The organism is Caballeronia arvi (assembly GCF_001544695.2).
Classification (GTDB): Bacteria; Pseudomonadota; Gammaproteobacteria; order Burkholderiales; family Burkholderiaceae; genus Caballeronia; species Caballeronia arvi.
In genome coordinates, this window is the sequence record NZ_FCOM02000007.1 from 107,861 (window position 1) to 132,704 (window position 24,844).

The following is a 24,844-nucleotide window of genomic DNA, read 5'->3' on the forward strand; positions in this document are numbered from 1 at the left end:
ATGTTCCAGTAGACCGATCCTCTCGGATACGCGCCGCTTCTTCTCTTGTAAGTGAGAATGATTCTCAATACAATGAGCGACACGAAAGGAGGGCCGACATGACCACCGAATCCACCGCGCGCACGATCGGCATGCGCGGCGAACCGCGCTCACTCACTGAGAACGCCGCGAAGGTGCTCGAGACGACGCGCCGCGCCTGGAGCGAAACCCGCACGCACGCGCCCCGGGAAGCGAAGCGCAGCCCGCCGCGCACGTTGCCTAAAAAGCGCGTCGTGCCGCGCCGGTCGCGTTGGCCGAGTCTGATTGCCGCGCTCAACTACTGGAGCCCGAAACCGCTGTGAACGACGTGAATGCTGCTGACCTTTTTCCGGAATCGACTTCCGCACCCGCGCTCGACGCGCGGCTCTTCGACCTGAGCCGTTTTCCGCTCGTGCGCTTGCGGCCTCGCGCCGTGAAGCCCGGCTACGCGTTCACGTGGAGCGCGCAGATGCGCCGCCTCGTGGAGCTCGCGACGCCTTTCGTGCTGGTGGCCGAGCACGATGAACGCGAATCTGCCGACGACGCGCGCCTGCGCGCCGCATGGATGCGCACGCATCGCGCGATTCTCGCCGCCTGCTGCCGCGGGATGATCGTCATCGAGCCGCGCATCGAGGCGCGTGCGACGACGCGCGAAACGCTGCGCGCGCTCACCGAAGGCAGCGGCGTGCGCACGGTCGTCGTGTCGAGCATGCGGGTGGCGGGTGAGCTCGCGCCGGTCCTGCTGAAGCACACCGCCGCCGATGGCCGTTCCGCGGCGCGCACGCAGGCGTTCTGAACGGTCGGACTGATCGCACCGATCAGGGCGCGCCCTCTCTAGCCGGGTTCGGTGGCCTGCTCTATGCTTGGAGGCCCACGCCGCTTTTGCAGAGGACGCGCATGCCGACTTACCGAGAAGCGTATCGCCGCTCGATCGAGGAGCCCGAAGCGTTCTGGGCCGAACAGGCCCGCCGCATCCATTGGCAGACGCCGTTTGACCAAGTCCTCGACGCGAGCCATCCGCCGTTCGCGCGCTGGTTCGTCGGCGGCAAGACCAATCTCTGTCACAACGCCGTCGATCGTCATCTCGCGTCGCGCGCGCAGCAGGATGCGCTCGTGTATGTATCGACGGAAACCGGCATCGAGCGCCGCTACACCTATGCCGAGTTGCACGCCGAAGTGAACCGCATGGCCGCCGTCATGCGTTCGCTGCACGTGAAAAAGGGCGACCGCGTGCTGATCTATCTGCCGATGATCCCCGAGGCGCTTTTCGCGATGCTCGCGTGCGCGCGCATCGGCGCGATCCATTCGGTCGTGTTCGGCGGCTTTGCGGCGCCGAATCTCGCGGCGCGCATCGACGATGCCGAACCCGCCCTCATCGTCACCGCCGACGCCGGCGCGCGCGCGGGCAAGGTGATCGACTACACGCCGCTCGTCGACGAAGCGTTGTCGCGCGCCGAATTCAAGGTACCGCAAGTGCTGCTGATCGACCGGCAGCTCGCGCCCGAGCGTTTGCAGGCGAGTTATCTCGTCGCGTACGAGCCGCTGCGCGAACAGTTCTTCGATGCTCACGTGCCCTGCGAATGGCTCGAATCGAACGAGCCTTCGTACATTCTCTACACGTCCGGCACGACGGGCAGGCCGAAGGGCGTGCAGCGCGATGTCGGCGGTTATGCAGTGGCGCTTGCCGCATCGATGGAGCATATCTTTCAGGGTGCGCCGGGCGACACGATGTTCACCGCATCGGACGTCGGCTGGGTCGTGGGGCACAGCTACATCATCTATGCGCCGCTGATCGCGGGACTGACGACCGTGATGTACGAAGGCACGCCGATCCGTCCCGATGGCGGCATCTGGTGGCGGCTCGTCGAGCAGCACAAGATCAATCTGATGTTCACCGCGCCGACCGCGATCCGCGTGCTCAAGAAGCAGGACCCGGCGTTGATGGAGAAGTACGATCTGTCGAGCCTGCGCACGCTCTTTCTCGCGGGCGAGCCACTCGACGAGCCGACCGCGCAGTGGATCCAGAGCGCGCTGAAGAAGCCCGTCATCGACAATTACTGGCAGACGGAAACCGGCTGGCCGATGATCGCGATACCGCGCGGCATCGAGGAATTGCCATCAAAGCTCGGCTCGCCTGGCGTGCCGTCGATGGGCTTCGATCTCCGGCTGCGCAACGAGGCGACCGGCGATGAGTGCGCGCCGGGCGAGAAGGGCGTCGTCACGCTCGGCTATCCGTTGCCGCCGGGCTGCATGCAGACCGTGTGGCGCGACGACAAGCGCTTCGCCGGCACGTACTGGAACAGCGTGCCGAACCAGACCGTTTATTCGACGTTCGACTGGGGCGTGCAGGACGAAGACGGCTACGTATCGATTCTCGGTCGCACCGATGACGTGATCAATGTCGCGGGGCACCGTCTCGGCACGCGCGAGATCGAGGAGGCGCTGTCGGCGCATCCCGCGGTGGCGGAGGTGGCGGTCGTGGGTATCGCCGATCCGGTGAAGGGGCAGGCCGCGGCGGCATTCGTGGTGCTGCGCGATGCGGATCGCATCAACGCGCCGGGCGCGCGCGAGGGCATGGAGGCGGAGCTTTGTCACGCGGTGGATTCGCAGCTCGGCGCGATCGCGCGTCCGGCGCGCGTGCATTTCGTGGCGATGCTGCCGAAGACGCGCTCGGGGAAACTCTTGCGACGCGCGATCGCGGCGCTGGCGGAAGGACGCGATCCAGGCGAACTGCCGACGATCGAAGATCCGGGCGCGTTGATGCAGGTGAGGGAGGCGTTGGGAAACTGAGCACCCGAAACGCGACGGGCGCGCGGTCCATTCAAGGACCGGCGCGCCCGTCGGGATAAATCAGGCTTTGCGATCAACCCTTCGCCGTCGCCTCATGCGTCTTCGGCAACACGATTGCCAACACCCCGAGCAACGGCAAGAACGAGCAAACCTTGTACACGTAGTCGATGCTCGTCGCGTCGGCGAGATGCCCGAGCACCGCCGCGCCAACCCCGCCCATCCCGAACGCGAATCCGAAGAAGAGGCCCGCCACCATGCCGACCTTGCCCGGAATCAGCTCTTGCGCATAGACGAGAATCGCCGAGAACGCCGACGCCAGCACCAGCCCGATGATCACCGACAACACGCCCGTCCAGAACAGGTTCGCATAAGGCATCAGGAGCGTGAACGGCGTGACGCCGAGAATCGACACCCAGATCACGGCCTTGCGTCCCACCTTGTCGCCGACCGGCCCGCCGATGATCGTGCCCGCCGCCACCGCCGCGAGGAACACGAACAGATGGATCTGCGCAGCCTGCACCGACAAGCCGAACTTGCTGATCAGATAGAACGTGAAGTAACTCGTGATACTCGCGAGATAGAAGTACTTCGAGAACACGAGCAGCACGAGCACGCTCATCGCCATCATGACCTTGTTGCGCGGCAGCGTCGCATGGGCAACTTGCTTGCGGCCTTTCTTCGTCGCCGGATGACGCTTGTACCAGCGGCCGATGTTCGCCAGCACGACGATCGCGACGAGCGCCGCCGCCGAGAACCACGCGATGCTCTTCTGCCCGTGCGGAATCACGATCAGCGCGGCGAGCAGCGGCCCGAGCGACGAACCTGCGTTACCGCCGACCTGAAACAGCGATTGCGCGAGACCATGCTTGCCGCCCGAGGCCATCCGCGCGACCCGCGACGACTCCGGATGAAACACCGACGACCCGCAGCCCACGAGCGCCGCCGCGATGAGCAGCGTGCCGAAGTTGCCCGCGACCGACATCAGCAACAGACCCGACAGCGTGAACCCCATGCCGACCGGAAGCGAATAAGGCTTCGGATGCTTGTCCGTATAGAGCCCGACGAGTGGCTGCAGTAGCGAAGCCGTGATCTGGTATGTCAACGTGATGAGGCCGATCTGCCCGAACGAGAGCGCGAACTCGCTCTTGAACATCGGGTAGATCGCCAGAATCAGCGACTGGATCATGTCGTTCAGCAGGTGCGAAAAGCTGATCGCGCCCAGCACGGAATAAACGGTGCGTTGTTGCGTGCCCGTGCTCGCGGATGCCGCGGCGGAAGCGCCGGCCGTTGCGCCGGAAGGCGACAATGCGCCCTTGTCGATGCTCGTTTGCATAGTGAATGGCTGATAAAAAGCGGAAATCGTCTCGGTTTTTGTTGTTCTCCAGACCCGCGATTTATGCGTGGACTGAATTTCTGACAAGTCTAGGCTGTCCTCAGTGCATTGTCATGCCAAGCTTTGTCGCGAATCGGACAGGATAGTCGCTGACGCCAATCATCATTTCATCAAATACCACGATTTTTGGCCGGTTATAACGGACCGCAGTCAGCGAACGTTTGTTCGCTTTTTAAAAAAACGGCTCAAGAAAGCTGCAAAACCTGCCGTACTACCGGCGGGGACCAGACCACGGACGCGCCGCACGACGGCAAAGTCCGCAGATCAAATCGGGGAAAGATCGATGAAACTGTTTTCGCTTCGCGGCGCAAAAGACGCGGGCTTCGTGGCGCAGGCCGAAGCCGCGCATGCGCATTCCGATACACGCACACACACGACGGGCAAGCGCGCACTGTCCGTCAAAGCCTCGCTGAGGTTCGCGTTCGGGCTCGTGCTCGCGGGCACGCTCGCCATCGGCGCGATATCGCTCACGCAGATCAGCCGTCTGAATGGCGCGACCGAATCGATCTACACGCAGGGTTATGTCGCGAGCCGCGCGGCGGAGGAAACGCGCGGGTATCTGCTGCGCGCGAGCCGTTCGCAAAAGATGCTGCTCACCGCGACCACAGCCAAGGAACGCGATGACCTCGGCGCGCAGATCGAACAGGCGCTCAACGACATCGGCCGCGCGCAGACGCAGCTCGCGCAGTACATCGATCACGCGGATCAGGACGCGCTCGCGCAACAGAAGCGCTTCGCCACCGCGCTCGCGACGTGGAGCGACAACCTGCGCACCTTCGTCAAGCTCGTAAAGGAGCAACCGCTCGATCTCTCGCAGATGAACTGGCAAGTCGGCACGCAGGACGTATCGCTGCTCGTCGAAACCGGCAAGCTCGAAAAGACCGTCGATGAACTCGTCGCGCGCCGCGGTCACGCTGCCAAGGCGACGATCGATTCCGCGTCGTTCATCTTCAATTCGTCGTTCGTGATGGTGTCGGCGTTGACGCTCGCGCTGTTCGCGCTCGCGATCGTCGTTTCCGAATGGGTCGTGCGGCGTCTCGCCGGACAGCTCGGCGGCGAGCCCGGTTACGCGAAGGACATCGCGCGGCGCATCGCATCGGGCGATCTCGCGAATCGCATCACGCTCAAGCGCCGCGACGACGCCAGCATGCTGCACGCGCTCTCGGAAATGCAGGCGGGCCTGTCGTCGACCGTCGGCGATATCGCGGCGAGCGCCGAGGCGATTGCGTCGGCATCGAGCGAAATTTCCACCGGCAATGTCGATCTGTCGCGCCGCACCGAAGAGCAGGCGGTTGCGCTCGAGAAAACTGCGTCCAGTATGGAGCAGCTCACCTCGACCGTGCGTCAGAACGCCGACAACGCGAAGCAGGCGAGCACGCTGGCCGCCAGCGCATCGGAGATCGCGGAGAAGGGCGGCGCGGTCGTCGGCCGCGTCGTCGAGACGATGCAGCGTATCGACGCGAGCGCGAAGAGCATCGGCGACATCATCGGCGTGATCGAGGGCATCGCATTCCAGACCAATATCCTCGCGCTGAATGCAGCAGTCGAAGCGGCGCGCGCCGGCGAGCAGGGGCGCGGCTTCGCGGTCGTCGCGGGCGAGGTGCGCGGTCTCGCGCAGCGCTCGTCGTCGGCGGCGAAGGAGATCAAGGCGTTGATCGATACGTCCGTGTCGCGCGTGTCCGACGGCTCGACCTACGCGCAGGAAGCCGGCGCGACGATGGAGGAAGTCGTGAAGGCCGTGCGCCGCGTCACCGACATCATGGGCGAGATTTCGGCGGCGTCGGCGGAACAACAGACGGGCATCGAGTCGATCGGCGACGCCGTCACGAAGATGGACGCGAACACACAGCAGAACGCCGCGCTGGTCGAAGAAGCGGCGGCCGCCGCGCAATCGCTGGACGATCAGGCGCGGGCGCTGAAGTCGCTCGTCGGAAAATTCCAGTTGGCCTGACGCAAGACATCGGGATAGAATCGCGGTCGGGCGCGGCAGGGCGCCCGGTCTCGCGAAAGTCTTACGCACCTGCCATGCCGTACATCAATTCTGGATCGAACCGCAACGTCGAACCTTTTCAGCCGCAGCGAGAACGGCGCAAATAAAGGAACAACGTCATGTGGTCTACATCCTGTCCGATCTCTTCTTCCGCTTCTTCTGTTTCCAATAGCGACTATCTGCGCGAACATGCGCGGCGTCTGCTTCGGCACGTCCGTGATGGCGATACCAGCGCCGCGATGCCCGTGCTGCGCCGCCTGCTCGCCACGAAGGTCACGCGCGCGGAGCGTCTCGCCGACCTGCACGCGATCCGCGGCGAACTGCAACTCAAGCACCTCCTTTCGATGCTCGCCGTCGAACTCGGCTACCAGAACTGGGATGCCTGCAAGCTCGATATCGACGGGCAACCGGGCGCGGTCATCGATCGCTATCGGCTCGACGCCGGCGCGTTCAACGACTTCGAGAAGACCTGGTTTGCGAACGAGCGGGAAGCGCGCGACTGGCAGCGCGACCACGGCGGCTATATCGTGCGATACGGCGAGCAGGCCGTGGCGATCCTGAAGCGGGATTGAGGAAGCCGGGAGGGAAGCCGGAGCCGATCAGATCAGCTCGACTTCCTTCCAGTTCGCGCCGAGAAAGAAGCGGCTCAACTCTTTGGTGAGACCGTTCAACGCGCTCATTTCGAGCGGCGAGATTTTGCGCACGTGCTGCGGCAAGGTCCAGTCGCCGTAGATGAGCGCGACGGTCGAATCGCCCGATTTCACCGGCAGCAGCACGAACGCCTGCGCTTCGCCGAGCGTCTCCTTGTACCAGCGCGGCAGACGTGCGTCGATGCGCGCGTCGCGGGCATTTTCGATGAAGATGCCGACCGGATTCGTGATCGCGAGATGAAACACGTCGGGCCGGAATTCGGCGGAGAAGCGTAGTTGCTGCAGCATCGGCTCGACGCCCGCGCCGAGACCGAGACGCGCGTGGAATTCGTTATTGGCCTGTCGCATGAACACGACCGTGCGCGACAGATGCAGGCTTCCGAGTATCGATTCCGACGCCAGCGCGAGCGCAGGCGCCAGCGCATTTTTCGACGGCAGCGAGCGCAAGTCCTCGACGCTCGCGCCGATGCGCGCCTCCGCGGAAATCTTCGCGCGCTCCATGGCGTCGGCGTTCGCCTGCAACTCGGAAATCTCGCGGATGACGCCGTCGTTCGCTTCTTCGTTCGCGAGCGCGAGGCTCATCGTCGTGAGCGTTTCCGCGTCGGTGCTGAGCGCGCCGCTGTAGCGGCTGGAGATGTCGAAGACCAGCGACTCGCGGCCGTCAGCGGCCATGTTCTGCGCGGTGAGGGCGTCGGCGACTTCGGTCGAATAGTTGGAGATCGCGCGCAGCCAGCGCACGTGCTTCGGCACGGTTTCGTCAACGGGCGCGTTCGGGTCGGTCGCGCGCATGCCTTCGCGGATCGTTTCGGGCAGGCGCCAGCGGTCTGCCGCCTCCATCCCGATTTCATCGAAGGTGACGCCGAGCAGTTCCGCGCACGCGGCGCTGTCCGGGATGTTTTCCGATGCCGCCTTGCGCCGCAACTGATCCCACTCGTGTTCCAGATAGAACGCGACGAGCAGCTTGCCGATTTGCCGCATCAGCGTGCAGACGACCGCTTCCTCGGCGGAGCGCAGATCCTTGTGTTCGGTGAGCTGGCGCGCGACCGCGCCCGAGAGCAGCGTGCGGTTGAGTTCGAGCTTCGCGTCGATACGGCGCGGCGCGCTCTGATGAAAGTGATCGACGAGCTTCAGTCCGACGACGAGATGCCCGACCGCGTCCATGCCGAGCACCATCAACGCGCGCGTGACGGTCGTGATATTGCCGCCGAACGCGATGTACATCGCCGAATTGGCGAGGCGCAGCACCTTCTGCGTGAGGCCGACGTCCGACAGCACGACATGCACGAGGGACGTGAAGTCGAGGTCGTTGTCGCTCATCGCGGAGACGGTCGTGCGCAGCGCCTGGGAGAGCATGGGGAAATCCCCGCGCTCGCTCATGCGCGACCACAACTTGTCCAGTAATTCGGCCTTGGTGCGTGCCATTGCTAAAAATAAGAACCCTGCTTGTTACGCGACGGCTAACCCGAGGCGGCCCAGCAATCCAACCTAGCGCCCAACAACGAAAGATACACGTTATTAGGGGTTTACGGCGCATTGCTCGATTAGAGCACGAACTATCTTGCGCTCATGATGTCTCGTGCAACACGAGCGAGTGTGACTTGAACGAGCGCGCCAGTTCATCCGATGGCAATGCATGGCTGATGAGCCAGCCCTGAATGTGATCGCAACCCAGGTCGGCCAGCAAGTCGCGCTGCGCCTCCGTTTCCACCCCTTCGGCGACCAGCTCCAGCCCGAGCGATTGCGCGAGCCCGACGACCGCGCTCACGATCGCGCGGTTGTTGCGGGACGTAATCAGGTTCTCGACAAAGCTGCGGTCGATCTTGAGCTTCGAAAGCGGAAAACGTTGTAAATAGGCGAGGCTCGAGTAACCGGTACCGAAATCGTCGACGGCGAAGCGAATGCCGATCGACCTCAGCGCTTCGAGCAGAAGCGTCGCTTCTTCCGGGTCGTGCATCAGCAGGCTTTCGGTGATCTCGAACACGAGCCGCTCTGCGTCGATGCCGGTGAGCGCGAGCGCTTCTTTCACCGCCGCGGTGAAACGTTTGTCGCGGAATTGCTGCGGCGACACGTTGACCGACACGTAATCGAGCCGGATGCCGATGGCGTCCCACTGCATGATCTGCATGCACGCGGCCTTCAGCACCCAGTTGCCCAGATAGTTGATGAGGCCGATCGACTCCGCGAGCGGAATGAACGTCGACGGCGGCACGAGCCCGTGCACCGGATGATTCCAGCGCATCAGCGCCTCCACGCCGACCACCGCGCCCGTGCGGATCTTGGTGATCGGCTGGAAGTAGAGCGAGAACTCGCCGTTGCGCACGGCTTCGTACAGGTCGGCTTCGAGCTTCAGGCGTTCCGCGTCGGCGGGGTTGTCGTCGAGCGTGTGGAAGACGAGCGCGTTGCCGCCGGATTCCTTGGCCTGCGCGAGCGCCTGATCGGCCATGCGCAGGAGGCTCGACTGCGCGCCGCTCTTCGCGTTCTTTCCCGGCTGATCCGGATACAGCGCCACACCCACGCTCGCCGACAAATGCGTGTGCTGCCCGCGATGCCGGTACGGCTGCGCGATGGCGGTGAGCAGGCGCCGCCCGAGACTCTCGGCGAGCTCGGGCGTGGTGCCGGCGGGCAGCAGCACGGCGAACTCGTCGCCGGCCACGCGCGCGACGCGCTCGCCGTGCCCGGCCGTGTGCTGGATGCGGCGGGCGGTCTCGCGCAGCAGTTCGTCGCCGGCGTCGTAGCCGAGCGCGCGGTTGATGCGCTGATAGTCGTCGATATCGAGCAGCACCAGTCCGGCGTGCGTGCGCGTGAGCTCGGCCTGGGCCTGCGCCGCGGCGATGGCGTCTTTCAGCGAGACGAGATTGTCGAGGCCCGTGAGCGCATCGTGATTCAGTGTGTGCAAGAGCGATGCTTCGCGCTCGCGCCAGTGCGTCACGTCGAAGGCGGCGAGTGCGAATCCGGGCGTGCCGCGCGCGGCGGTCGACACGAGCCGCAGTTCGACGCAGATCGGATAGGTCAGCGATTTCACGACGGTCAGCGTCGCCGATTCGAGCCTGCCGCTCACGCGCGCCCGTGCGACGAGCGCGTGCAGTTCGTCCGCTTCTTCTGACGCGACCAGGTCATGCAGCGTCAGCATGCTCAGATAGTCGCGGTGATATCCGATGAACTCGATGCTCGCATCCGACACATACTGGAAGCGCAGGGCGTCGTCGAGCTGCGCGAGGAAATCGACTGCACCCAGCGTGGCTTCGGGCACGCCGGCCAAAACGGTCGCGACTGCCGTGTCTGCCGTCGCCGCCGTGACGACGTCGGGCGCGCTGGCCGCGGGCGCTTGCCCGCTTTCGGGATGCGCGTCGCGCTCGCGGTCCTGCCGCGCGCGCGCGGCGCTTCGCCAGGCGCGGGCGAGCGCATCGAGCGCGATGCGCCACGGTGCGCGGCGGGAGACGTTGATCCGGTTCGCTTGCATGGTCTCGTAGGGTTCTGGCGGCAGCGCTCGCCATCGTCGGGCAGGCGGCGCGCGGAACGCGCGCTTCGCGGTTCCGGCCGGGACGTGCCGAAACAGGCGCGGCACGCTCTATCAGGCGAGTTATCGGCCCGCCGGGCGGAATCTTTAGACGTTAGCGCCGCTCGCGCCCGTCGACCGCAGACGTGTGGTTGTCCATGAATTGTCGAGTTTCGTATGATGTCGCCTGACGAATTCGGTTACAGTGGCGCGTTTCAGCGGAACGCTTCCGCGGCCATCGCCTGAACTTTGCACGGCCATCCTCACGCTGTCTTTCATCATGATCGAATCCATCACATCGCCGGCCTGCGGCGCAGCCCGAGACCCGGAGCCGGCAACCATGCAAAGCCCGCGGACGCCGGGCGCAGCCTGCGAAGCCCGGCCGTTCCCGACATGCCCCAATCCCACCTGAAGCGTGCATCGCTCATGAAGCGCGAACAGAGCGTCTATGTCGGACGCCAGCCGATCCTCGACGCCGACGGCGCGCTCGTCGCCTACGAGCTGCTGTTTCGCGACAGCCCCGACAACCGCGCCCGCGTTCACGACGACGTGCAGGCGACCGCGCATGTCGTCGCGCGCACGGTCGGGGAGATCGGCGTGCCGGCGGTGCTCGGGCCGCATCCCGGCTACGTGAACATGAGCCGCGAGCTGCTGTTCGACGATATCGTCCACATCATGCAGCCCGAGCGCTTCGTGCTGGAGCTGCTGGAAAACATCACGTTCGACGAAGCGCTCTTCAAGCGGTGCGCGCAGTTGCGCAACGCAGGCTTTCGCTTCGCCCTCGACGATGTCGTGCGCCTCGACGACGCGCTGCTCGCCGCGCTGCCTTCGGTGGATATCGTCAAGGTCGACTTTCTCGCGGCGGATCGCGGCCATCTGCCGGAACTCGCGGCGGCGCTGAAGCGGCGCGGCAAGCTGCTCGTGGCCGAGAAGGTCGAGACGCGCGACGATTTCGCGCGGGCGTTGCAGCTCGGCTTCGACTTCTTTCAGGGCTATTTCTTCGCGCGGCCGCAGGTGCTGTCGGCGCGGCGCGCCAGTCCCGCGCGCGGGTCGCTGCTGCGCCTCATGGCCGTGCTCGCCGGCGAGCCGGGCATGCGCGAGCTCGAAGCCGAGCTGAAGCGCAATCCGGACATCGTCCTGCAACTGATGCGCCTCGCCAATTCGAGCGCGCAGACGCGCGGGCGGCGCGTGTCGTCGCTGCGCGAGGCGATCGCCGCGACCGGCACGCGCCAGCTGATGCGCTGGACGCAACTGCTGCTCTACGCGGACGGCCGCGGCTTGCCGTGGCGCTCGGACCCGCTCCTGCAGCTCGTCGGCACGCGCGCGCGCTTCCTGGAACTCGCGGCCGTCCTGCTGCGCCCCGGCGACGAAGCGTTCTCCGATGCCGCGTTCATGACCGGCATCTTCTCGCTCGTGCATGTCGTGCTCGACATGCAGCCGGTGGAAATTCTGGATAAGCTGCATCTGGCGGCCGAAATCCGCGCGGCCATTCTCACGGGCGATGGGCCGCTCGGCGCGCTGCTCGGCATCGCGCGGGCGGCGGAGCGGGGCGATGCGCCCGCCATCGACGCCAGCCGTCACACGCGGCCGTCGCTCGACGTGCTCACGCCTGCGGTGCTCGCCAAATTGCAGTTCGAAGCGGCGGCGTGGTTCGCCGAACATCGCATGGAGCAGGGCGCGGACGACGCGTGAACGAGATCATCGAAAGGAGCGTGGCATGAAGAGCAGGATTTTCGGTTTCACGGCGGGTGGTGTTCTGGCGATCGCGGCGGCGGTCTATTCGCTCACGGCGGGCGCGACGCTCAAGCCCGGCGATGCCGCGCCCGATTTCACCGCGCAGGCCTCGCTCGGCGGCAACGTGTACGACTATTCGCTCGCCGATGCGCTCAAGAAAGGCCCCGTCGTGCTGTACTTCTATCCGGCGGCGTTCACGAAGGGCTGCACGATCGAGGCGCACGAATTCGCGGAAGCGGTCGATCAATACAAGGCCGAGGGCGCGACGGTCATCGGCGTGTCGCATGACAACATCGACACGTTGAAGAAGTTCTCGGTCAGCGAGTGCCGCAGCAAGTTCCCGGTCGCGGCCGACGAGAACTCGAAGATCATCAAGTCCTACGACGCCTCCATGCCGATGAAAAGCACGATGGCCAATCGCGTGTCCTACGTGATCGCGCCGGACGGCAAGGTCATCTACGAGTACACGAGCCTGTCACCGGACCAGCATGTCGCGAACACGCTGCAGGCGCTGCGCGACTGGAACGCGAAGCACAAGGCGCAGTGATACGCTTCGGTTTCATCTTTTGAGCGTGCGGAGGCGCCATGCCCATCGTCGTCGGACTGATCGCTTTAGGATTGCTGATTTATGGCGCGATATGGTCATTCGACGCGCTTCACGCGCATTTCGGTCTGGGTGTGGCCGTGGGCGTCGCGATCGTCGTGCTGCTGGCGATCGCCGCGGGCGTGATGCGCTGGCTCGCGAGCCGGCGTGAAATCGCGCCGAATCTGCGTAAAGGCGAAAACGGCGACTGGACCCACGAGCTTACGAGCGACTGGGGCGGCGTGCGGATCGCGGCGGGCAAGCGCCTGTGCGACGTGCGCTTGCGCGATGAAACTGGCCGCTATATTTTCGCGGACCTGCGCGGCGCGCGCGCCCAGGAAGCGGGCGGCGCATGGCAAGTGCTGCTCGACGTGAAGGACGCGAAGCACGGCGCATGGACGCTGCCGATGCGCGATCGCGGCGAGGCGCAGAAATGGGCGCGCATCCTGTCGCTTGCGACTCAACAGAAGCTGTGAGGCTAGTCGGCGTGATAGCCCATGTCGCCGCGCACCTTGCCGCGAAACACCCAGTACGACCAGATCACGTAGATCATCAGCACGGGCAGCAGGAACATCGTGCCGATCAGCAGAAACTGATGCGATAGCGGCGCCGCCGACGCGTCCCAGAGCGTCACCGAAGGCGGCGCGATGAACGGCCACAGGCTGATCACGAGCCCCGTGAACGCGAGAAAGAAGAGCCCGATCGAGCACAGGAACGGCACGACCTCGCGGCCTTTCGCGAGACTCGACCAGAGCGTCCACGCGAGCAGCACGGTGAGCACGGGCACCGGCGCAAAGGCGAAGCTCTCCGGAAAGCCGAACCAGCGCGCCGCGATGCGCGCGTCCTTGAGCGGCGTCCAGATGCTGATGAGCAGAATGAACGCGATCACGCCGAGCAGCGCGACATGCGCCATCTTGCGGCTCCACGTCTGCAACTCGCCTTCGGTTTTAAGCACGAGCCACGTCGTGCCTTGCAGCGCGTAGCCGAAGATCAGCCCCACGCCGACGAGCAGCGGAAACGGCGCGACCCAGTTCCAGCTGGTGCCGACATACGTGCGGCCCTGAATCGGAAACCCCTGGATAAACATGCCGAGCACGATGCCCTGCGAGAAGGTCGCGACCAGCGATCCGACACCGAACGCGCTGTCCCACAGCCACTTTCGCGCACCGATCACTTCGCGGAACTCGAACGCGACGCCACGGAAGATCAGCCCGAGCAGCATGAAGAGAATCGGGAAGTACACCGCGGGCACGATGATCGCGAATGCGAGCGGAAACACCGCGAACAGTCCGCCGCCGCCGAGAATCAGCCATGTCTCGTTGAAGTCCCACACGGGTGCGACGGAGTTGATCATCAGGTTGCGCGATTCGGCATCGCGGCGCAGCAGGAACATCATGCCGACGCCCAGATCGAAGCCGTCGAGCAGCACATACATGAATACCGCCAGCGCGAGAATGGCGGCCCACAGCGGCACGAGATCGAGCATCGCGTTCTCCGGTTTTCTTCTTTAGGTGCGCCCGCGCCCGGGCGGCACGACCTCGTCGCTGACGGGACGCGCTGCGCCGCTCGCACCCGCCGATACCGCCGAAAGCGGACGCGCCGCGCGCGACTTCGCATCGAGTTCGTCCTTTTCGTGCGCATGCGCGACTTCGGCCGGACCCACGCGCACGAGCCGTCGCAGCAGGAAAAATCCCGCGCCGAAGATGACGAGATACGCGCACACGTAAAGCAGCCACGAAAGACCGACATCGGCGGCGGTCAGCGACGGCGTCACCGAATCCTTCGTGCGCAGAATGCCGTACACGGTCCACGGCTGGCGGCCGGCTTCGGTGGTCGTCCAGCCGGCGATCACCGCGATGAACCCGAGCGGCATCGCCCATGTCGCCGCGCGCAGCCAGCGCGTGCTCGTCTCGATCCTGCCGCGCGCGAACAGCACGATGCCCCACAGCACGAGCACGAACATCAGCAGCGCGACGCCGACCATGATGTGAAACGCGAAGAATACGACCGCGACGGGCGGCCGGTCCTCGCGCGGAAAGTCCTTCAGGCCGCGCACGTAGCCGTTCGGATCGTGCGTCAGATAGATGCTGCCGAGCACCGGAATCGAAATCTCGAAGTGGTTGCGCTCTTCGTCCTGATCGGGAATCGAGAAGAGATTGGCGGGCACGCGCGTGCCGGATTCCCACAGCGCTTCCATCGCGGCGAGCTTGGCGGGCTGATGCTTCAGCGTGTTGAGGCCGTGCGCGTCGCCGATCACCATCTGGACCGGCACCATGATGACGAGAAAGATCAGCGACATCTTCACCATCACGCGGCTTTCCTCGAGCGCGCGGCGCTGTCGCAGATACATCGCGCCGACGCCGAGAATGACGAAGGCCGCCGTCACCAGAAACGCGCTGACGGTGTGCCCGAGCCGGTACGGAAAGGACGGCGTGAAGATCACGTCGAAGAAGCTCACCACTTCGAAGCGGCCGTCCGGCAGCATCCGATGGCCCTGCGGCGTCTGCATCCAGCTATTGACGGCGAGAATCCAGAACGACGAAATTACGGTGCCCGCCGCGACGAAAATCGCCGACATCACGTGCGCCCATTGCGGCACGAGCTTGCGTCCGAACAGCAGCACGCCGAGGAATGCCGATTCGAGAAAGAACGCGGTCAGCACTTCGTAGCCCATCAGCGGGCCGACGACGTTCGCGGTGGCGTCGGAGAAGCGGCTCCAGTTGGTGCCGAACTGAAAGGGCATCACGATGCCCGACACCACGCCCATGCCGAACGACACCGCGAAGATCTTGAGCCAGAACGCCGACAGCCGCCGATATACGTCGCGCTTCGTGATCCACCAATTGAATTCGAGCGTCGCGATATAGCACGACAAACCGACCGTGAATGCCGGCAACAGAATGTGAAATGCGACGACCCACGCGAACTGAAAGCGTGAGAGCAGGACCGAATCGACATCCATGAACGCTCCTTTGTTCAGGCTTTTTGCAGCGGATATGTCGAAGGGACGCCTCGCGCGGGCGTTTTTCTCCTTAATACACGGTTTTGATGACCGTATCCACGCGCGGCGCGGCGCGACGCCGCACCGGACGGGCGCCGATGCACCAATTTGCTACAATGGTGCGTTCGGTCTTATGGCCATGCGGACGACCGCATGCGCATCGTTTCATCGGGGACGGCCCCATTCTTTAAGGGGTCGCTCGATGTCCTGGATTCTTCTTTTTATCGCCGGTGTGCTCGAAGTGGCGTGGGCCGCGGGTCTCAAATCGTCCGAAGGCTTTACGCGGCTGGGGCCGTCGGTTTTCACGCTCATCACCGCGATCGGCAGCTTCGTGCTGCTCGCGATGGCCATGCGACAGTTGCCGCTCGGCACCGCCTACGCGGTGTGGACGGGCATCGGCGCGGTCGGCGCGTTCGTCTTCGGCATCGTGTTCATGGGCGAGGCGCTGTCGGCGGCGCGTATCGTGAGCGCGCTCCTGATCGTTGCCGGACTGGTCGGACTCAAACTCTCGTCGGGTCACTGAAACGCGCATCCGGTGCGCCCGCGCCACCTTACCGTGCGCTGGCGCACCGGGAACGGCATTCGCTCGGGTGTTGCTGCACCGCGTGGTTTTGCGTGGATATAATGATCTGAAGTCGTCAGATTTATCCGATGCCTATGGTTCCGCGTTTTTGTTGTATCGTCGTGGATATAGGAGGCTTCTTTCGGCATCTGGCAAATAGATTGGATTTTCAGCGGGTGAATCGTTCACGAGCAGCGAGCGCCCGCGGCAGGGAGCACCTGGGAGGCGGCAATGCTTGAGTCACTTTCGCTCGCAGCGGGCCTGTCATGGGCGAGCGGGCTGCGCCTGTACCTCACCGTTTTCATCGCCGGCATGTTCCAGCGCATGGGCGTCGTTCATTTGCCGGATTCCCTCGCGGTGCTCGGTTCGCCCTGGGTGATCGGCGTCGCGGCGGTGCTCGCGATCGTCGAATTTCTCGCCGACAAGATTCCCGCTGTCGATTCCCTGTGGGACGCCGTTCACACATTCATCCGCATTCCGGCGGGCGCGGTCCTCGCTGCCGGCTCGCTTGGCCACGCCGATCCTGCCATGCTTACCATCGCCGCGCTTGCGGGCGGCACGCTGGCCGGGGCGTCGCATTTCGCGAAGGCGGGCACGCGCGCACTCATCAATCTGTCGCCGGAGCCGGTGTCGAACTGGGCGGCGTCGGCCACTGAGGATGTCGGCGCGCTCGCGGGCATCACGCTCGCACTCTTCGTGCCGTTGCTGTTCCTCGTGCTTCTGCTCGCGTTTCTCGTGCTCGCGGGCTGGGCGCTGCCGCGTCTCGCCCGCGGTGTGCACGGCGGCGTGTCGCGTATGGCCAAGCACATGCTGCCCAACTCGGAGCGGCTGAACCGGCTGCGGAGCAAGCACGATTGAGCACCGCAATCAGGAACGATCAGGCTGCACGCAAGGCAGGTCATTCGCATCCGACCATCAAGCTCGGTCTAACGCAGACGGTGCGCCAGGCATGGCGCATGACGGCGCGCGACTGGCGCGCGGGCGAACTCACGATGCTGCTGCTCGCGCTCGTGCTGGCGGTCGCGGCGCTGTCGAGCGTCGGCTTTCTCGCCGATCGCATGCGCCAGGGTCTCGCGCGCGACGGCCGCCAGATGATCGCTGCCGATTTCGTCGTGCGCGCCGATCATCCCGTCGATCCGATCTTCGCGAGCGAAGCCAAAGCGCTCGGCCTAAACACCGCCGGCACCACGATTTTCCCCAGCATGATCAGTTCGACGTCCGCGCAGCCGGCCTCGCGGCTCGCGGCGATCAAGGGCGTGACGCCGGGTTATCCGTTGCGCGGCGCGCTGCGCATCGCGCCGGCGCCCGATGCCGCCGATGCACCCGTTCACGGCATTCCCGCGCCCGGCACGGTCTGGGTCGATGCGGCCTTGCTCGACGCACTGAAAACGAAGGTCGGCGGCACGGTCAAAGTCGGCACGCGCACGTTCACGGTGGCCGGCGTCATCACGCGCGAGCTGGATCGCGGCTTCTCGTTCGTCAACTTTTCGCCGCGCCTCATGATGCGCGCCGACGAGATCGCGGGCACGGGCCTCGTCGGTTACGGGAGCCGCGTCACCTATCGGCTGCTCGTTGCGGGTCCGGACGGGCAGGTCGAGCAGTTCGCCAAATTCGCGCGCGAGAAAGCCGATGGCGGCAAGCTGCGTGGCGTCGCGCTGGAGTCGTTGTCGGACGGCCAGCCGCAGGTGCGTCAGACGATCGACCGCGCGAGCCACTTCCTGACGCTCGTGTCGCTCCTGACCGCGCTGCTCGCCGCGGTCGCGATCGCGATGGCCGCGCATCGTTTCGCGCGCCGGCATCTCGACGGCTGCGCCGCGATGCGCTGTCTCGGCGTGAGCCAGCGCACGCTGCGCGCGCTCTTTCTGAACGAATTCCTCGCGATCGGCCTGATCGGCAGCGTGGCGGGCGTCGTGCTCGGCTTCGGCGGCCATCTGGTACTGCTGAGCTGGCTCGGCTCGCTCGTCGATGTCGAATTGCCGCAGCCGAGCGTCTGGCCCGCGCTGCAGGGCATTGCGATGGGTCTCGTGCTGCTGCTCGGGTTTGCGCTACCCCCGCTTCTGCCTATCACGCGCGTGCCGCCGGTCCACGTGATCCGGCGCGAGCTAGGCGACGCACAGCGCGTCGCGCACGCGGCTTACGGCGTCGGCGTGCTGCTGTTCGCGGCGCTTTTGATCGTCGCGGCGGGCGAGCTGAAGCTGGGCGGCATCGTCGCGGGCGGCTTCGCGGCGGGGCTGCTCGTGTTCGGTGTGATCGCGCGCGCGGCGCTCTGGGCGGCGGCGCGCTTCGTGCGGCGCGAGCGAAGCCGCGCGGGCGTCGGCTGGCGTTATGCGCTCGCGTCGCTGGAACGCAGGAGCGGATCGAGCGCGTTGCAGATCACCGCGCTCGGCATCGGGCTGATGTGTCTTCTGCTCATCGGCATGACGCGCAACGATCTCATCAAGGGCTGGCGCGACGCGACGCCGCCCGACGCGCCGAATCAGTTTCTCATCGACATTCAGCCGGACCAGCGGCAGGGTGTGCTCGACTATCTGCACACGCACGGCCAGCCCGACGCCTCGCTTTCGCCGATGGTCCGTGCGCGGCTCGTGTCCATCAACGGCAAGCCGGTGAATCCGCAGGACTACGACAAGGCCGATGCGAAGCGCCTCGTCGACCGCGAGTTCAACCTGTCCTATACCACCGAGCTGCCGGGCGACAACCGCGTGACGCAGGGCGCGTGGTTCGGCAAGGACACGAAGCCGCAGGTGTCGATCGAAGAGGGCATCGCGAAGACGATCCGCGTGAAAATGGGCGACACGCTGCGGTTCGATATCGCCGGGCTGCCGGTCGAAGCGCCGGTGACGAGCGTGCGCAAGGTCGACTGGAATTCGTTCAAGGTCAATTTCTTCGTGCTGCTGCCGCCCGAGGCGCTCGCCGATCTTCCCGCGACCTTCATCACGAGCTTTCATCTGCCGATGCAAGAGCAGCGCGTGATCGACGGCCTGGTGGCGCGCTATCCGAACGTCACGGCCATCGATATCGCGCCGATTCTCGCGCAGATCCATCGCACGCTGGCGCAGGTGATCGGCGCGGTGCAGTTCCTGTTCCTCTTCACGCTCGCGGCGGGCGTGCTCGTGCTCTACGCGGCGCTCGCCGGCACGCGCGACGAACGCGTGCGCGAGTCGGCGCTGCTGCGCGCGTTGGGCGCGTCGCACCAGCAGGTGCGCTCGGTGCAGGTGGCCGAGTTCGTCGCCGTCGGCGCGCTCTCGGGCCTGATGGCGGCGATCGGCGCGCAGGCTATCGGCTACGTGCTCGCGGCGCGCGTGTTCGAGTTCCATATCGATTTCAATCCGTGGCTCGTGCCCACGGGCATCGTGGCGGGCGTCGCGTGCGCGGGCGTCGGCGGCTGGCTGAGCCTGCGGCGCGTGCTGGCGCGTCCGGCGCTGCAGTCCTTGCGCGATGCGTAACTTTTCCCGAACAAGCAATGACCGAAGAAACTGGACAGAGCCAGCAGCCGACCGCTTTCGAGCTGATCGGCGGCGAGGCGCGCGTGCGTGCGCTCGTCGACCGCTTTTATGACCTGATGGATCTGGAGCCCGAGTTCGCGGGCATCCGCGCGCTGCATCCGCCGACGCTCGACAATTCCCGCGATAAAACCTTCTGGTTCCTGTGCGGCTGGATGGGCGGGCCGGATCATTACATCGACCGCTTCGGGCATCCGCGTTTGCGGGCGCGGCATCTCCCGTTTTCGATTGCATCGGACGAGCGCGATCAATGGCTGCGCTGCATGGCCTGGGCGATGGAGGACATCGGCGTCGACGAAGCCTTGCGCGAGCGCCTGCTGACCTCGTTCTTCGACACGGCGGACTGGATGCGCAACCGTCCCGGTTGATTCGCGCCGATGTGTACCGGTTCAGGCGCGGCGCGCGTGGGGCATCATCGGCTTTTCGCATCATCGCAAGGAAAGACGGACATGAGCACACGCGCACTCTTTCGCGAAGACGCCTATCTGACGCGCTGCGACGCGACGGTGACGGCCATCGACGAGCAGGGCATTCATCTCGACCGGACCGTGTTCTATCCGCTCGGCGGCGGACAGGCCGGCGACGCCGGCACGCTGACGCTCGCGGATGGCACGGTCATCGGCATCGCCGATACGCGCAAGGCGAAGTTCGAAGGCGCAACGCCGGATGACGCCGTGCACGTCCCCGCGCCGGGTCAGGACGATGCGCTGGCCCGCATCAAGCCCGGTGACACGGTGAAGGCGGAAATCGACTGGACGCGGCGTCATCGGCATATGCGGCTGCATACGGCGAGCCATCTGATCTGCGCGGTGCTCCCGTATCCGGTCGACGGCTGCAGCATCACGAGCGATTACGCGCGCCTCGATCTCGCGACGGTCGAGCCGATCGAGCGCGAAACGGTCGAAGCGAAGCTGAACGCGTTGATCGGCGGCTCGCACGACGTGCACACCGAATGGATCACCGACGACGAAATGGCCGCGCGCCCCGAACTCGTGCGCACGATGAGCGTGAAGCCGCCGATGGGCCTCGGGCGCGTGCGCCTGTTGCGTATCGAGAACGTCGATCTGCAGCCGTGCGGCGGCACGCACGTGCGCAATACAGGTGAAATCGGCGCGCTGCGCATCGCGAAGCTGGAAAAGAAGAGCGCGCGTACACGCCGGCTCGTGCTGGAACTCGCGTGACGGCGTTCGATCCGCGCGCGCAGGCGCTGCTCGACTTCTGGTTCGGCACACCCGGCTCGCTGGAATACGGGATCGAGCGCAAGCTCTGGTGGAAGAAGAAACGTGCTTTCGACGGGATGCTCGCCGAGCGTTTCGGCGCATTGCTCGAAGAAGCGCACGCGGGCGGATTGCGGGCGTGGGAAGAAACGCCGCTCGGTACGCTCGCGCTGATCGTGTTGCTGGATCAGTTCTCTCGCAACTGCTATCGGAACACGCCGCGCGCCTTCGCGGGCGATGCGCGTGCGCTCGAATTGGCTCGCAAGCTGGTGGAAAGCGGCGACGATCTGGGCTTGCCGGGCGCGTACCATCGCGCGTTCGCGTATATGCCGTTCGAGCACGATGAAACGCGCGGGAGCCAACGCGAGGCGCTTCGATTATTCGGAAAACTGAAGGAAGAGACGGGCGTGTCGAGTTTCTACGAATCGGCGGTGGAGCATGCCGAAGTCATCGAACGCTTCGGGCGCTTTCCGCATCGCAACCGGATACTTGGACGTGCGATGTTGCCCGATGAAGATGCGTGGCTTGCTGAGCACGGCGGGTTTTAGGTGCGCGCTCTGCGTACCAGCGGATTAGAATCGATGTTTCCGCGAGGCGCGTAGAGCCGGCCGATACGCCGGCTCCAGTCCTCACAGTATCCGCAATATCCGCCGTCGTTATGACTGACTTCAGCAACATTACCTTAGTTTCCGTGACGGGATTGAACGACGCTCAGGGGGCGGCGTTCGCGCTCGAATGGTCCCGCCGGCAAATGCCAGGCGCGTCCGCTTTGCTCCGGAGCCCGCAACCGCCCGGCGATCTCCCGCCGAATATCCGCCATCGTGCGATCGCTCCGCTGATTACCACGAATACAGCTGGTTCATGCTGTTCGCGCTGTGGCGATTCATCGAAACGGAATACGCGCTCATCGTTCAGGACGATGGCTGGATTCTCGACATCGGCAATTGGAGCGATGAATTCCTGAGCTACGACTACATCGGCGCGCCGATCATCTCGCGCGGGTCGATACACCGGAGGCCATCGCGTGGATGCGCGACTTCAGCTGGTGCGATCGCCTGAACGAGCCCGACACGATCGTGCGGCCGGTGCTCAACGGCGGATTCAGCTTGCGCAGCCGGCGCCTGCTTCGGGCGCTGATCGATCAACCTCAGATCAGGGTAGAGATTCCGCCACCCGAGGTCAGGGAGACCGAGCCGATCCGCATGCATTGGTTCAACAACGTGGTCAACGAAGACGTGCAACTCACGGCGGCGCTGCGGCCTCAACTCGAAGCCGTGAGAATACGATACGCACCGCTGCCGCTATGCATGCGCTTCGCTCTCGAAGAAGCAGGCCCCGTTCATGCCGGCATGAGTGTCATGCGACTCTTCGGCCTGCACGGCTGGCGGCGGCGTCTCGTCAGCATCGACTCGCCCATCGTGCGCTATGGAATCCCACAAAGCGCCATCGACGAAAGTCCGTACGAGCCATCCATCAAGAAGTTGCTCGAGCATTACGGATACGGCGTTCAGGTTGCACCCAAGCATCTGGACGTGCCGCTTCGCTAACGAGGCACGGCGGATTCTGAGATGAAGTCTGGTGTTGGCACGATAAGATCAGAAGAATTACCTTACGATCTGCTGCCATCATGCGTGACTTTAGCAACATAACTCTGGTCTCCGTCACCGGTTTGAACGATGCCCAGGGCGCGGCTTTCGCGCTCGAATTCTCGCGCCGCCAGATGCCTGGCGCTAGCGCGTTGCTCCTCAGTCCCTGCGTTCCGGACTATCTTCCGCCGGAAGTTCGCCATCGAGCCATTGCGCCAATGAGCTTTAAGGAGTACAGCCTGTTCATGTTGTTCGCGTTGTGGCGAGTGGTCGAAACGGACTATGCGCTCACCATTCAGGATGACGGATGGTTGCTCGACGCCGCAAACTGGAGCGACGAATTTCTGGAGTACGACTACGTCGGCGCGCCGGTGCAACTTGGACGTGTCGAGAAGCCCGAGGGTATCTACTGGATGAAAGACTTCAGTTGGTATGCCGAGATCGGAAAGCCCGACACTCGTGTCATTCCCGTACTGAATGGCGGTTTCAGCTTGCGCAGCCGGCGTATGCTTCGCGCGCTGATCGACCATCCGCAGATTCGGATGGAAATTCCGCCGCCTCAGATCGATGAAGACGGGCCCATCCGCATGAGCTGGTTCAACGATGCGACCCATGAAGACGTGCAACTCAGCGGCGTGCTGCGCCCGGAACTGGAAGCTGTGGGGTTGCGCTTTCCGCCACTTGAAGTCGCTGCGCGGTTTGCGTTCGAACAGGCGGCCTTTGGTCATATGGGCGGCGACCCCATGCGCGTTTTCGGCATGCATGGTACCTGGCGCCGGTTGACCAGCATCGATCCGCCGATCGTTCGCTATAACGAGAAACGAAGCTATCTCGCCGATGACCATCCGTTCGAGCCATCGGTCATCAGGATGCTCGAGCATCGCGGCTATCGGGTCGAGTTCGTGCCCGAGTCGGCCTGACAGACGTCACGCCGCGATATGGCTGGCCGGGCGCGGCATCGCGATCCGGGTTCGTTTCACCGCCCGCCGGTCACATCCACAATCGCGCCCGTCACATACGACGACGCATCCGACAGGAGCCACACGATCGACTCGCCCACTTCGTCCGCCGTGCCCGGCCGACCGATTGGCGTCTGCACGCCGAGCACCTGCGCGCGGTCGGGCTTGCCGCCGCTTGCATGGATATCGGTTTCGATCAGGCCCGGCCGGATTGCATTGACGCGCACGCCTTCGCGGCCGAGCTCCTTCGCGAGTCCGAGCGTCAACGTATCTATCGCGCCCTTGGAGCCTGCATAGTCGACATACTCGCCGGGGCCACCCAGCCGCGCCGCCGCCGACGACACGTTCACGAGCGATCCACCCCTGCCGCCGCGCGATGTCGACATGCGTCGCGCCGCTTCACGCGCGCACAGATACGCGCCGAGCACGTTGATGTCGAAGATGCGCTTCATCCGCGCGATGTCCATGTCCGCGAGCATCGAGCCGGGCGCGACGATGCCCGCGTTGTTGACGACGCCATCGATCTTGCCGAAGGCTCTTTCGGTTGCGTCGAACATCGCGATGATCGCGGCTTCGTCGGCGACGTCACAGGCGATGGCGATCGCCTTGCCGCCCGCGGCTTGCACGGCGGCGACGGTTGCATCGGCGGCGGCCGCGTTCGACGCATAGTTCACGCCGACGGACCAGCCGCGCGCGCCCGCCAGCACCGCAGCCGAGCGGCCGATGCCGCGGCTGCCGCCCGTAATCAGGATCACCTTCGACATGCGCTCTCGCTCCTCAGACGACGTTGCGGTTCGTTGCCCACTTGTCGTTCGCGGGCGGGATATAGGCCTTCAGTCTGGCGATCATCGCATCGGGTTCGGCCGCGACCTGAATCATGTCGAGCAGCGGCGCGCGCATGAAGCCTTCCTCGACCGTGTGGCGCAGCATCGCCATGAGCGGATCGAAGTAGCCGTTCACATCGAGCAGACCGACCGGCTTCTGGTGATAGCCGAGCTGCGCCCACGTGTAGACCTCGAAAAACTCCTCGAACGTGCCGACGCCGCCGGGCATCGCGACGAACGCATCCGAGAGATCGGCCATCATCTTCTTGCGCTCGTGCATGTCGGGCACGACGTGCAGTTCGGTGAGATCGGTGTGGCCGACTTCCTTCGCGACCAGCAATTCGGGAATGACACCGACCGCGCGCCCGCCCGCGGCGAGCACTTCATCGGCGATCAGACCCATCAGACCGACGCGCCCGCCGCCATAGACGAGCGCGAGATTGTTTTCGACGAGCGCGCGGCCGAACGCCCTGGCCGCTTCCGCATAGACGGGACGGGCTCCGGTCGCGGAGCCGCAATAGACACAGACTGCTTTCAT

At 64.8% G+C, this 24,844-nt stretch carries 24 protein-coding genes; 17 read left to right on the forward strand and 7 right to left on the reverse strand.

What is annotated here, in order from left to right:
* The first annotated feature begins 98 nt into the window (after positions 1 to 98).
* The 3 genes from AWB74_RS10905 (at position 99) to AWB74_RS10915 (ending at position 2,808) form a co-directional block, all read left to right on the forward strand.
* Entirely contained in the window at positions 99 to 341 is a 243-nt protein-coding gene (locus AWB74_RS10905; protein ID WP_061146792.1) for a hypothetical protein, read from the forward strand.
* A complete protein-coding gene (locus AWB74_RS10910; RefSeq protein ID WP_235024538.1) occupies positions 338 to 814 on the forward strand; it encodes a hypothetical protein in 477 nt (158 codons plus the stop codon). Before AWB74_RS10905 ends, AWB74_RS10910 begins: the two co-directional genes overlap by 4 nt.
* Positions 815 to 915: 101 nt before the next feature.
* Positions 916 to 2,808 (forward strand): propionate--CoA ligase, encoded by a 1,893-nt coding sequence (locus AWB74_RS10915; protein ID WP_061146793.1) that lies wholly within the window; start codon positions 916 to 918, stop codon positions 2,806 to 2,808.
* A gap of 73 nt (positions 2,809 to 2,881) precedes the next feature.
* Here AWB74_RS10915 and AWB74_RS10920 read toward each other — a convergent pair whose 3' ends face one another.
* Positions 2,882 to 4,141 (reverse strand): MFS transporter, encoded by a 1,260-nt coding sequence (locus AWB74_RS10920; RefSeq protein WP_061146794.1) that lies wholly within the window; start codon positions 4,139 to 4,141, stop codon positions 2,882 to 2,884.
* Between the two features lie 343 nt (positions 4,142 to 4,484).
* Here AWB74_RS10920 and AWB74_RS10925 point away from each other — a divergent pair, with 343 nt between their 5' ends.
* Together AWB74_RS10925 and AWB74_RS10930 are read left to right on the forward strand one after the other, a co-directional pair.
* Positions 4,485 to 6,152: a methyl-accepting chemotaxis protein gene (locus AWB74_RS10925; protein WP_061146795.1), complete on the forward strand. Its 1,668-nt coding sequence runs from the start codon at positions 4,485 to 4,487 to the stop codon at positions 6,150 to 6,152.
* A 158-nt stretch (positions 6,153 to 6,310) separates the two neighbouring features.
* Positions 6,311 to 6,763 (forward strand): hypothetical protein, encoded by a 453-nt coding sequence (locus tag AWB74_RS10930; RefSeq protein WP_061146796.1) that lies wholly within the window; start codon positions 6,311 to 6,313, stop codon positions 6,761 to 6,763.
* Positions 6,764 to 6,790: 27 nt separating this feature from the next.
* On the opposite strand, the gene AWB74_RS10935 is transcribed toward AWB74_RS10930, so the two are convergent.
* Complete coding sequence (locus tag AWB74_RS10935) at positions 6,791 to 8,263, reverse strand: HDOD domain-containing protein (RefSeq protein ID WP_061146797.1); 1,473 nt, start codon at positions 8,261 to 8,263, stop codon at positions 6,791 to 6,793.
* 142 nt (positions 8,264 to 8,405) lie between these two features.
* Positions 8,406 to 10,301, reverse strand: a complete 1,896-nt coding sequence (locus AWB74_RS10940) for a putative bifunctional diguanylate cyclase/phosphodiesterase (RefSeq protein WP_061146907.1) — start codon at positions 10,299 to 10,301, stop codon at positions 8,406 to 8,408.
* Positions 10,302 to 10,730: 429 nt separating this feature from the next.
* On the opposite strand from AWB74_RS10940, the gene AWB74_RS10945 reads away from it, so the two are divergent.
* From AWB74_RS10945 to AWB74_RS10955, 3 genes are read left to right on the forward strand one after another with little or no spacing between them, the layout of a single operon-like run.
* Positions 10,731 to 12,029 (forward strand): EAL and HDOD domain-containing protein, encoded by a 1,299-nt coding sequence (locus tag AWB74_RS10945; RefSeq protein ID WP_061146798.1) that lies wholly within the window; start codon positions 10,731 to 10,733, stop codon positions 12,027 to 12,029.
* A 25-nt stretch (positions 12,030 to 12,054) separates the two neighbouring features.
* Positions 12,055 to 12,618: a peroxiredoxin gene (locus AWB74_RS10950; protein WP_061146799.1), complete on the forward strand. Its 564-nt coding sequence runs from the start codon at positions 12,055 to 12,057 to the stop codon at positions 12,616 to 12,618.
* 38 nt (positions 12,619 to 12,656) lie between these two features.
* A complete protein-coding gene (locus AWB74_RS10955) occupies positions 12,657 to 13,130 on the forward strand; it encodes a hypothetical protein (RefSeq protein WP_061146800.1) in 474 nt (157 codons plus the stop codon).
* Positions 13,131 to 13,132: 2 nt separating this feature from the next.
* On the opposite strand, the gene cydB is transcribed toward AWB74_RS10955, so the two are convergent.
* Both cydB and AWB74_RS10965 read right to left on the reverse strand, forming a co-directional pair.
* Positions 13,133 to 14,140, reverse strand: a complete 1,008-nt coding sequence (cydB, locus tag AWB74_RS10960) for a cytochrome d ubiquinol oxidase subunit II (protein ID WP_061146801.1) — start codon at positions 14,138 to 14,140, stop codon at positions 13,133 to 13,135.
* A 21-nt stretch (positions 14,141 to 14,161) separates the two neighbouring features.
* Entirely contained in the window at positions 14,162 to 15,616 is a 1,455-nt protein-coding gene (locus tag AWB74_RS10965; protein WP_061146802.1) for a cytochrome ubiquinol oxidase subunit I, read from the reverse strand.
* Positions 15,617 to 15,857: 241 nt separating this feature from the next.
* On the opposite strand from AWB74_RS10965, the gene sugE reads away from it, so the two are divergent.
* The 9 genes from sugE to AWB74_RS11005 all read left to right on the forward strand — a co-directional run bounded on the left by sugE (position 15,858) and on the right by AWB74_RS11005 (position 23,443).
* Positions 15,858 to 16,178 (forward strand): quaternary ammonium compound efflux SMR transporter SugE, encoded by a 321-nt coding sequence (gene sugE / locus AWB74_RS10970; RefSeq protein ID WP_061123905.1) that lies wholly within the window; start codon positions 15,858 to 15,860, stop codon positions 16,176 to 16,178.
* Positions 16,179 to 16,448: 270 nt separating this feature from the next.
* The gene (locus AWB74_RS10975) at positions 16,449 to 17,075 is read left to right on the forward strand and encodes a DUF4126 domain-containing protein (RefSeq protein ID WP_061123904.1); all 627 of its coding nucleotides are present in this window, start codon (positions 16,449 to 16,451) and stop codon (positions 17,073 to 17,075) included.
* 98 nt (positions 17,076 to 17,173) lie between these two features.
* Complete coding sequence (locus tag AWB74_RS10980) at positions 17,174 to 19,663, forward strand: ABC transporter permease (protein WP_407642432.1); 2,490 nt, start codon at positions 17,174 to 17,176, stop codon at positions 19,661 to 19,663.
* Positions 19,664 to 19,680: 17 nt separating this feature from the next.
* Positions 19,681 to 20,088, forward strand: coding sequence for a group II truncated hemoglobin (locus tag AWB74_RS10985; RefSeq protein WP_061146804.1), 408 nt, complete (start codon positions 19,681 to 19,683; stop codon positions 20,086 to 20,088).
* A gap of 81 nt (positions 20,089 to 20,169) precedes the next feature.
* Positions 20,170 to 20,901 carry an alanyl-tRNA editing protein gene (locus AWB74_RS10990; protein ID WP_061146908.1) on the forward strand — a complete coding sequence of 244 codons (732 nt, stop codon included), beginning with the start codon at positions 20,170 to 20,172 and terminating at the stop codon, positions 20,899 to 20,901.
* On the forward strand, positions 20,898 to 21,485 hold the full coding sequence (locus tag AWB74_RS10995) for a DUF924 family protein (protein WP_061146805.1): 588 nt from the start codon (positions 20,898 to 20,900) through the stop codon (positions 21,483 to 21,485). The genes AWB74_RS10990 and AWB74_RS10995 overlap by 4 nt, the downstream gene beginning before the upstream one ends.
* A gap of 313 nt (positions 21,486 to 21,798) precedes the next feature.
* Positions 21,799 to 21,996: a DUF5672 family protein gene (locus AWB74_RS47200; protein ID WP_235024539.1), complete on the forward strand. Its 198-nt coding sequence runs from the start codon at positions 21,799 to 21,801 to the stop codon at positions 21,994 to 21,996.
* On the forward strand, positions 21,966 to 22,484 hold the full coding sequence (locus AWB74_RS47205) for a hypothetical protein (RefSeq protein ID WP_235024540.1): 519 nt from the start codon (positions 21,966 to 21,968) through the stop codon (positions 22,482 to 22,484). The genes AWB74_RS47200 and AWB74_RS47205 overlap by 31 nt, the downstream gene beginning before the upstream one ends.
* A gap of 80 nt (positions 22,485 to 22,564) precedes the next feature.
* Positions 22,565 to 23,443 carry a DUF5672 family protein gene (locus tag AWB74_RS11005; protein WP_061146806.1) on the forward strand — a complete coding sequence of 293 codons (879 nt, stop codon included), beginning with the start codon at positions 22,565 to 22,567 and terminating at the stop codon, positions 23,441 to 23,443.
* 56 nt (positions 23,444 to 23,499) lie between these two features.
* Here the strand turns inward: AWB74_RS11005 and AWB74_RS11010 are convergent, their stop codons facing one another.
* Positions 23,500 to 24,246 (reverse strand): SDR family oxidoreductase, encoded by a 747-nt coding sequence (locus tag AWB74_RS11010; protein WP_061146807.1) that lies wholly within the window; start codon positions 24,244 to 24,246, stop codon positions 23,500 to 23,502.
* A 13-nt stretch (positions 24,247 to 24,259) separates the two neighbouring features.
* Positions 24,260 to 24,844 carry an LOG family protein gene (locus AWB74_RS11015; protein ID WP_061146808.1) on the reverse strand — a complete coding sequence of 195 codons (585 nt, stop codon included), beginning with the start codon at positions 24,842 to 24,844 and terminating at the stop codon, positions 24,260 to 24,262.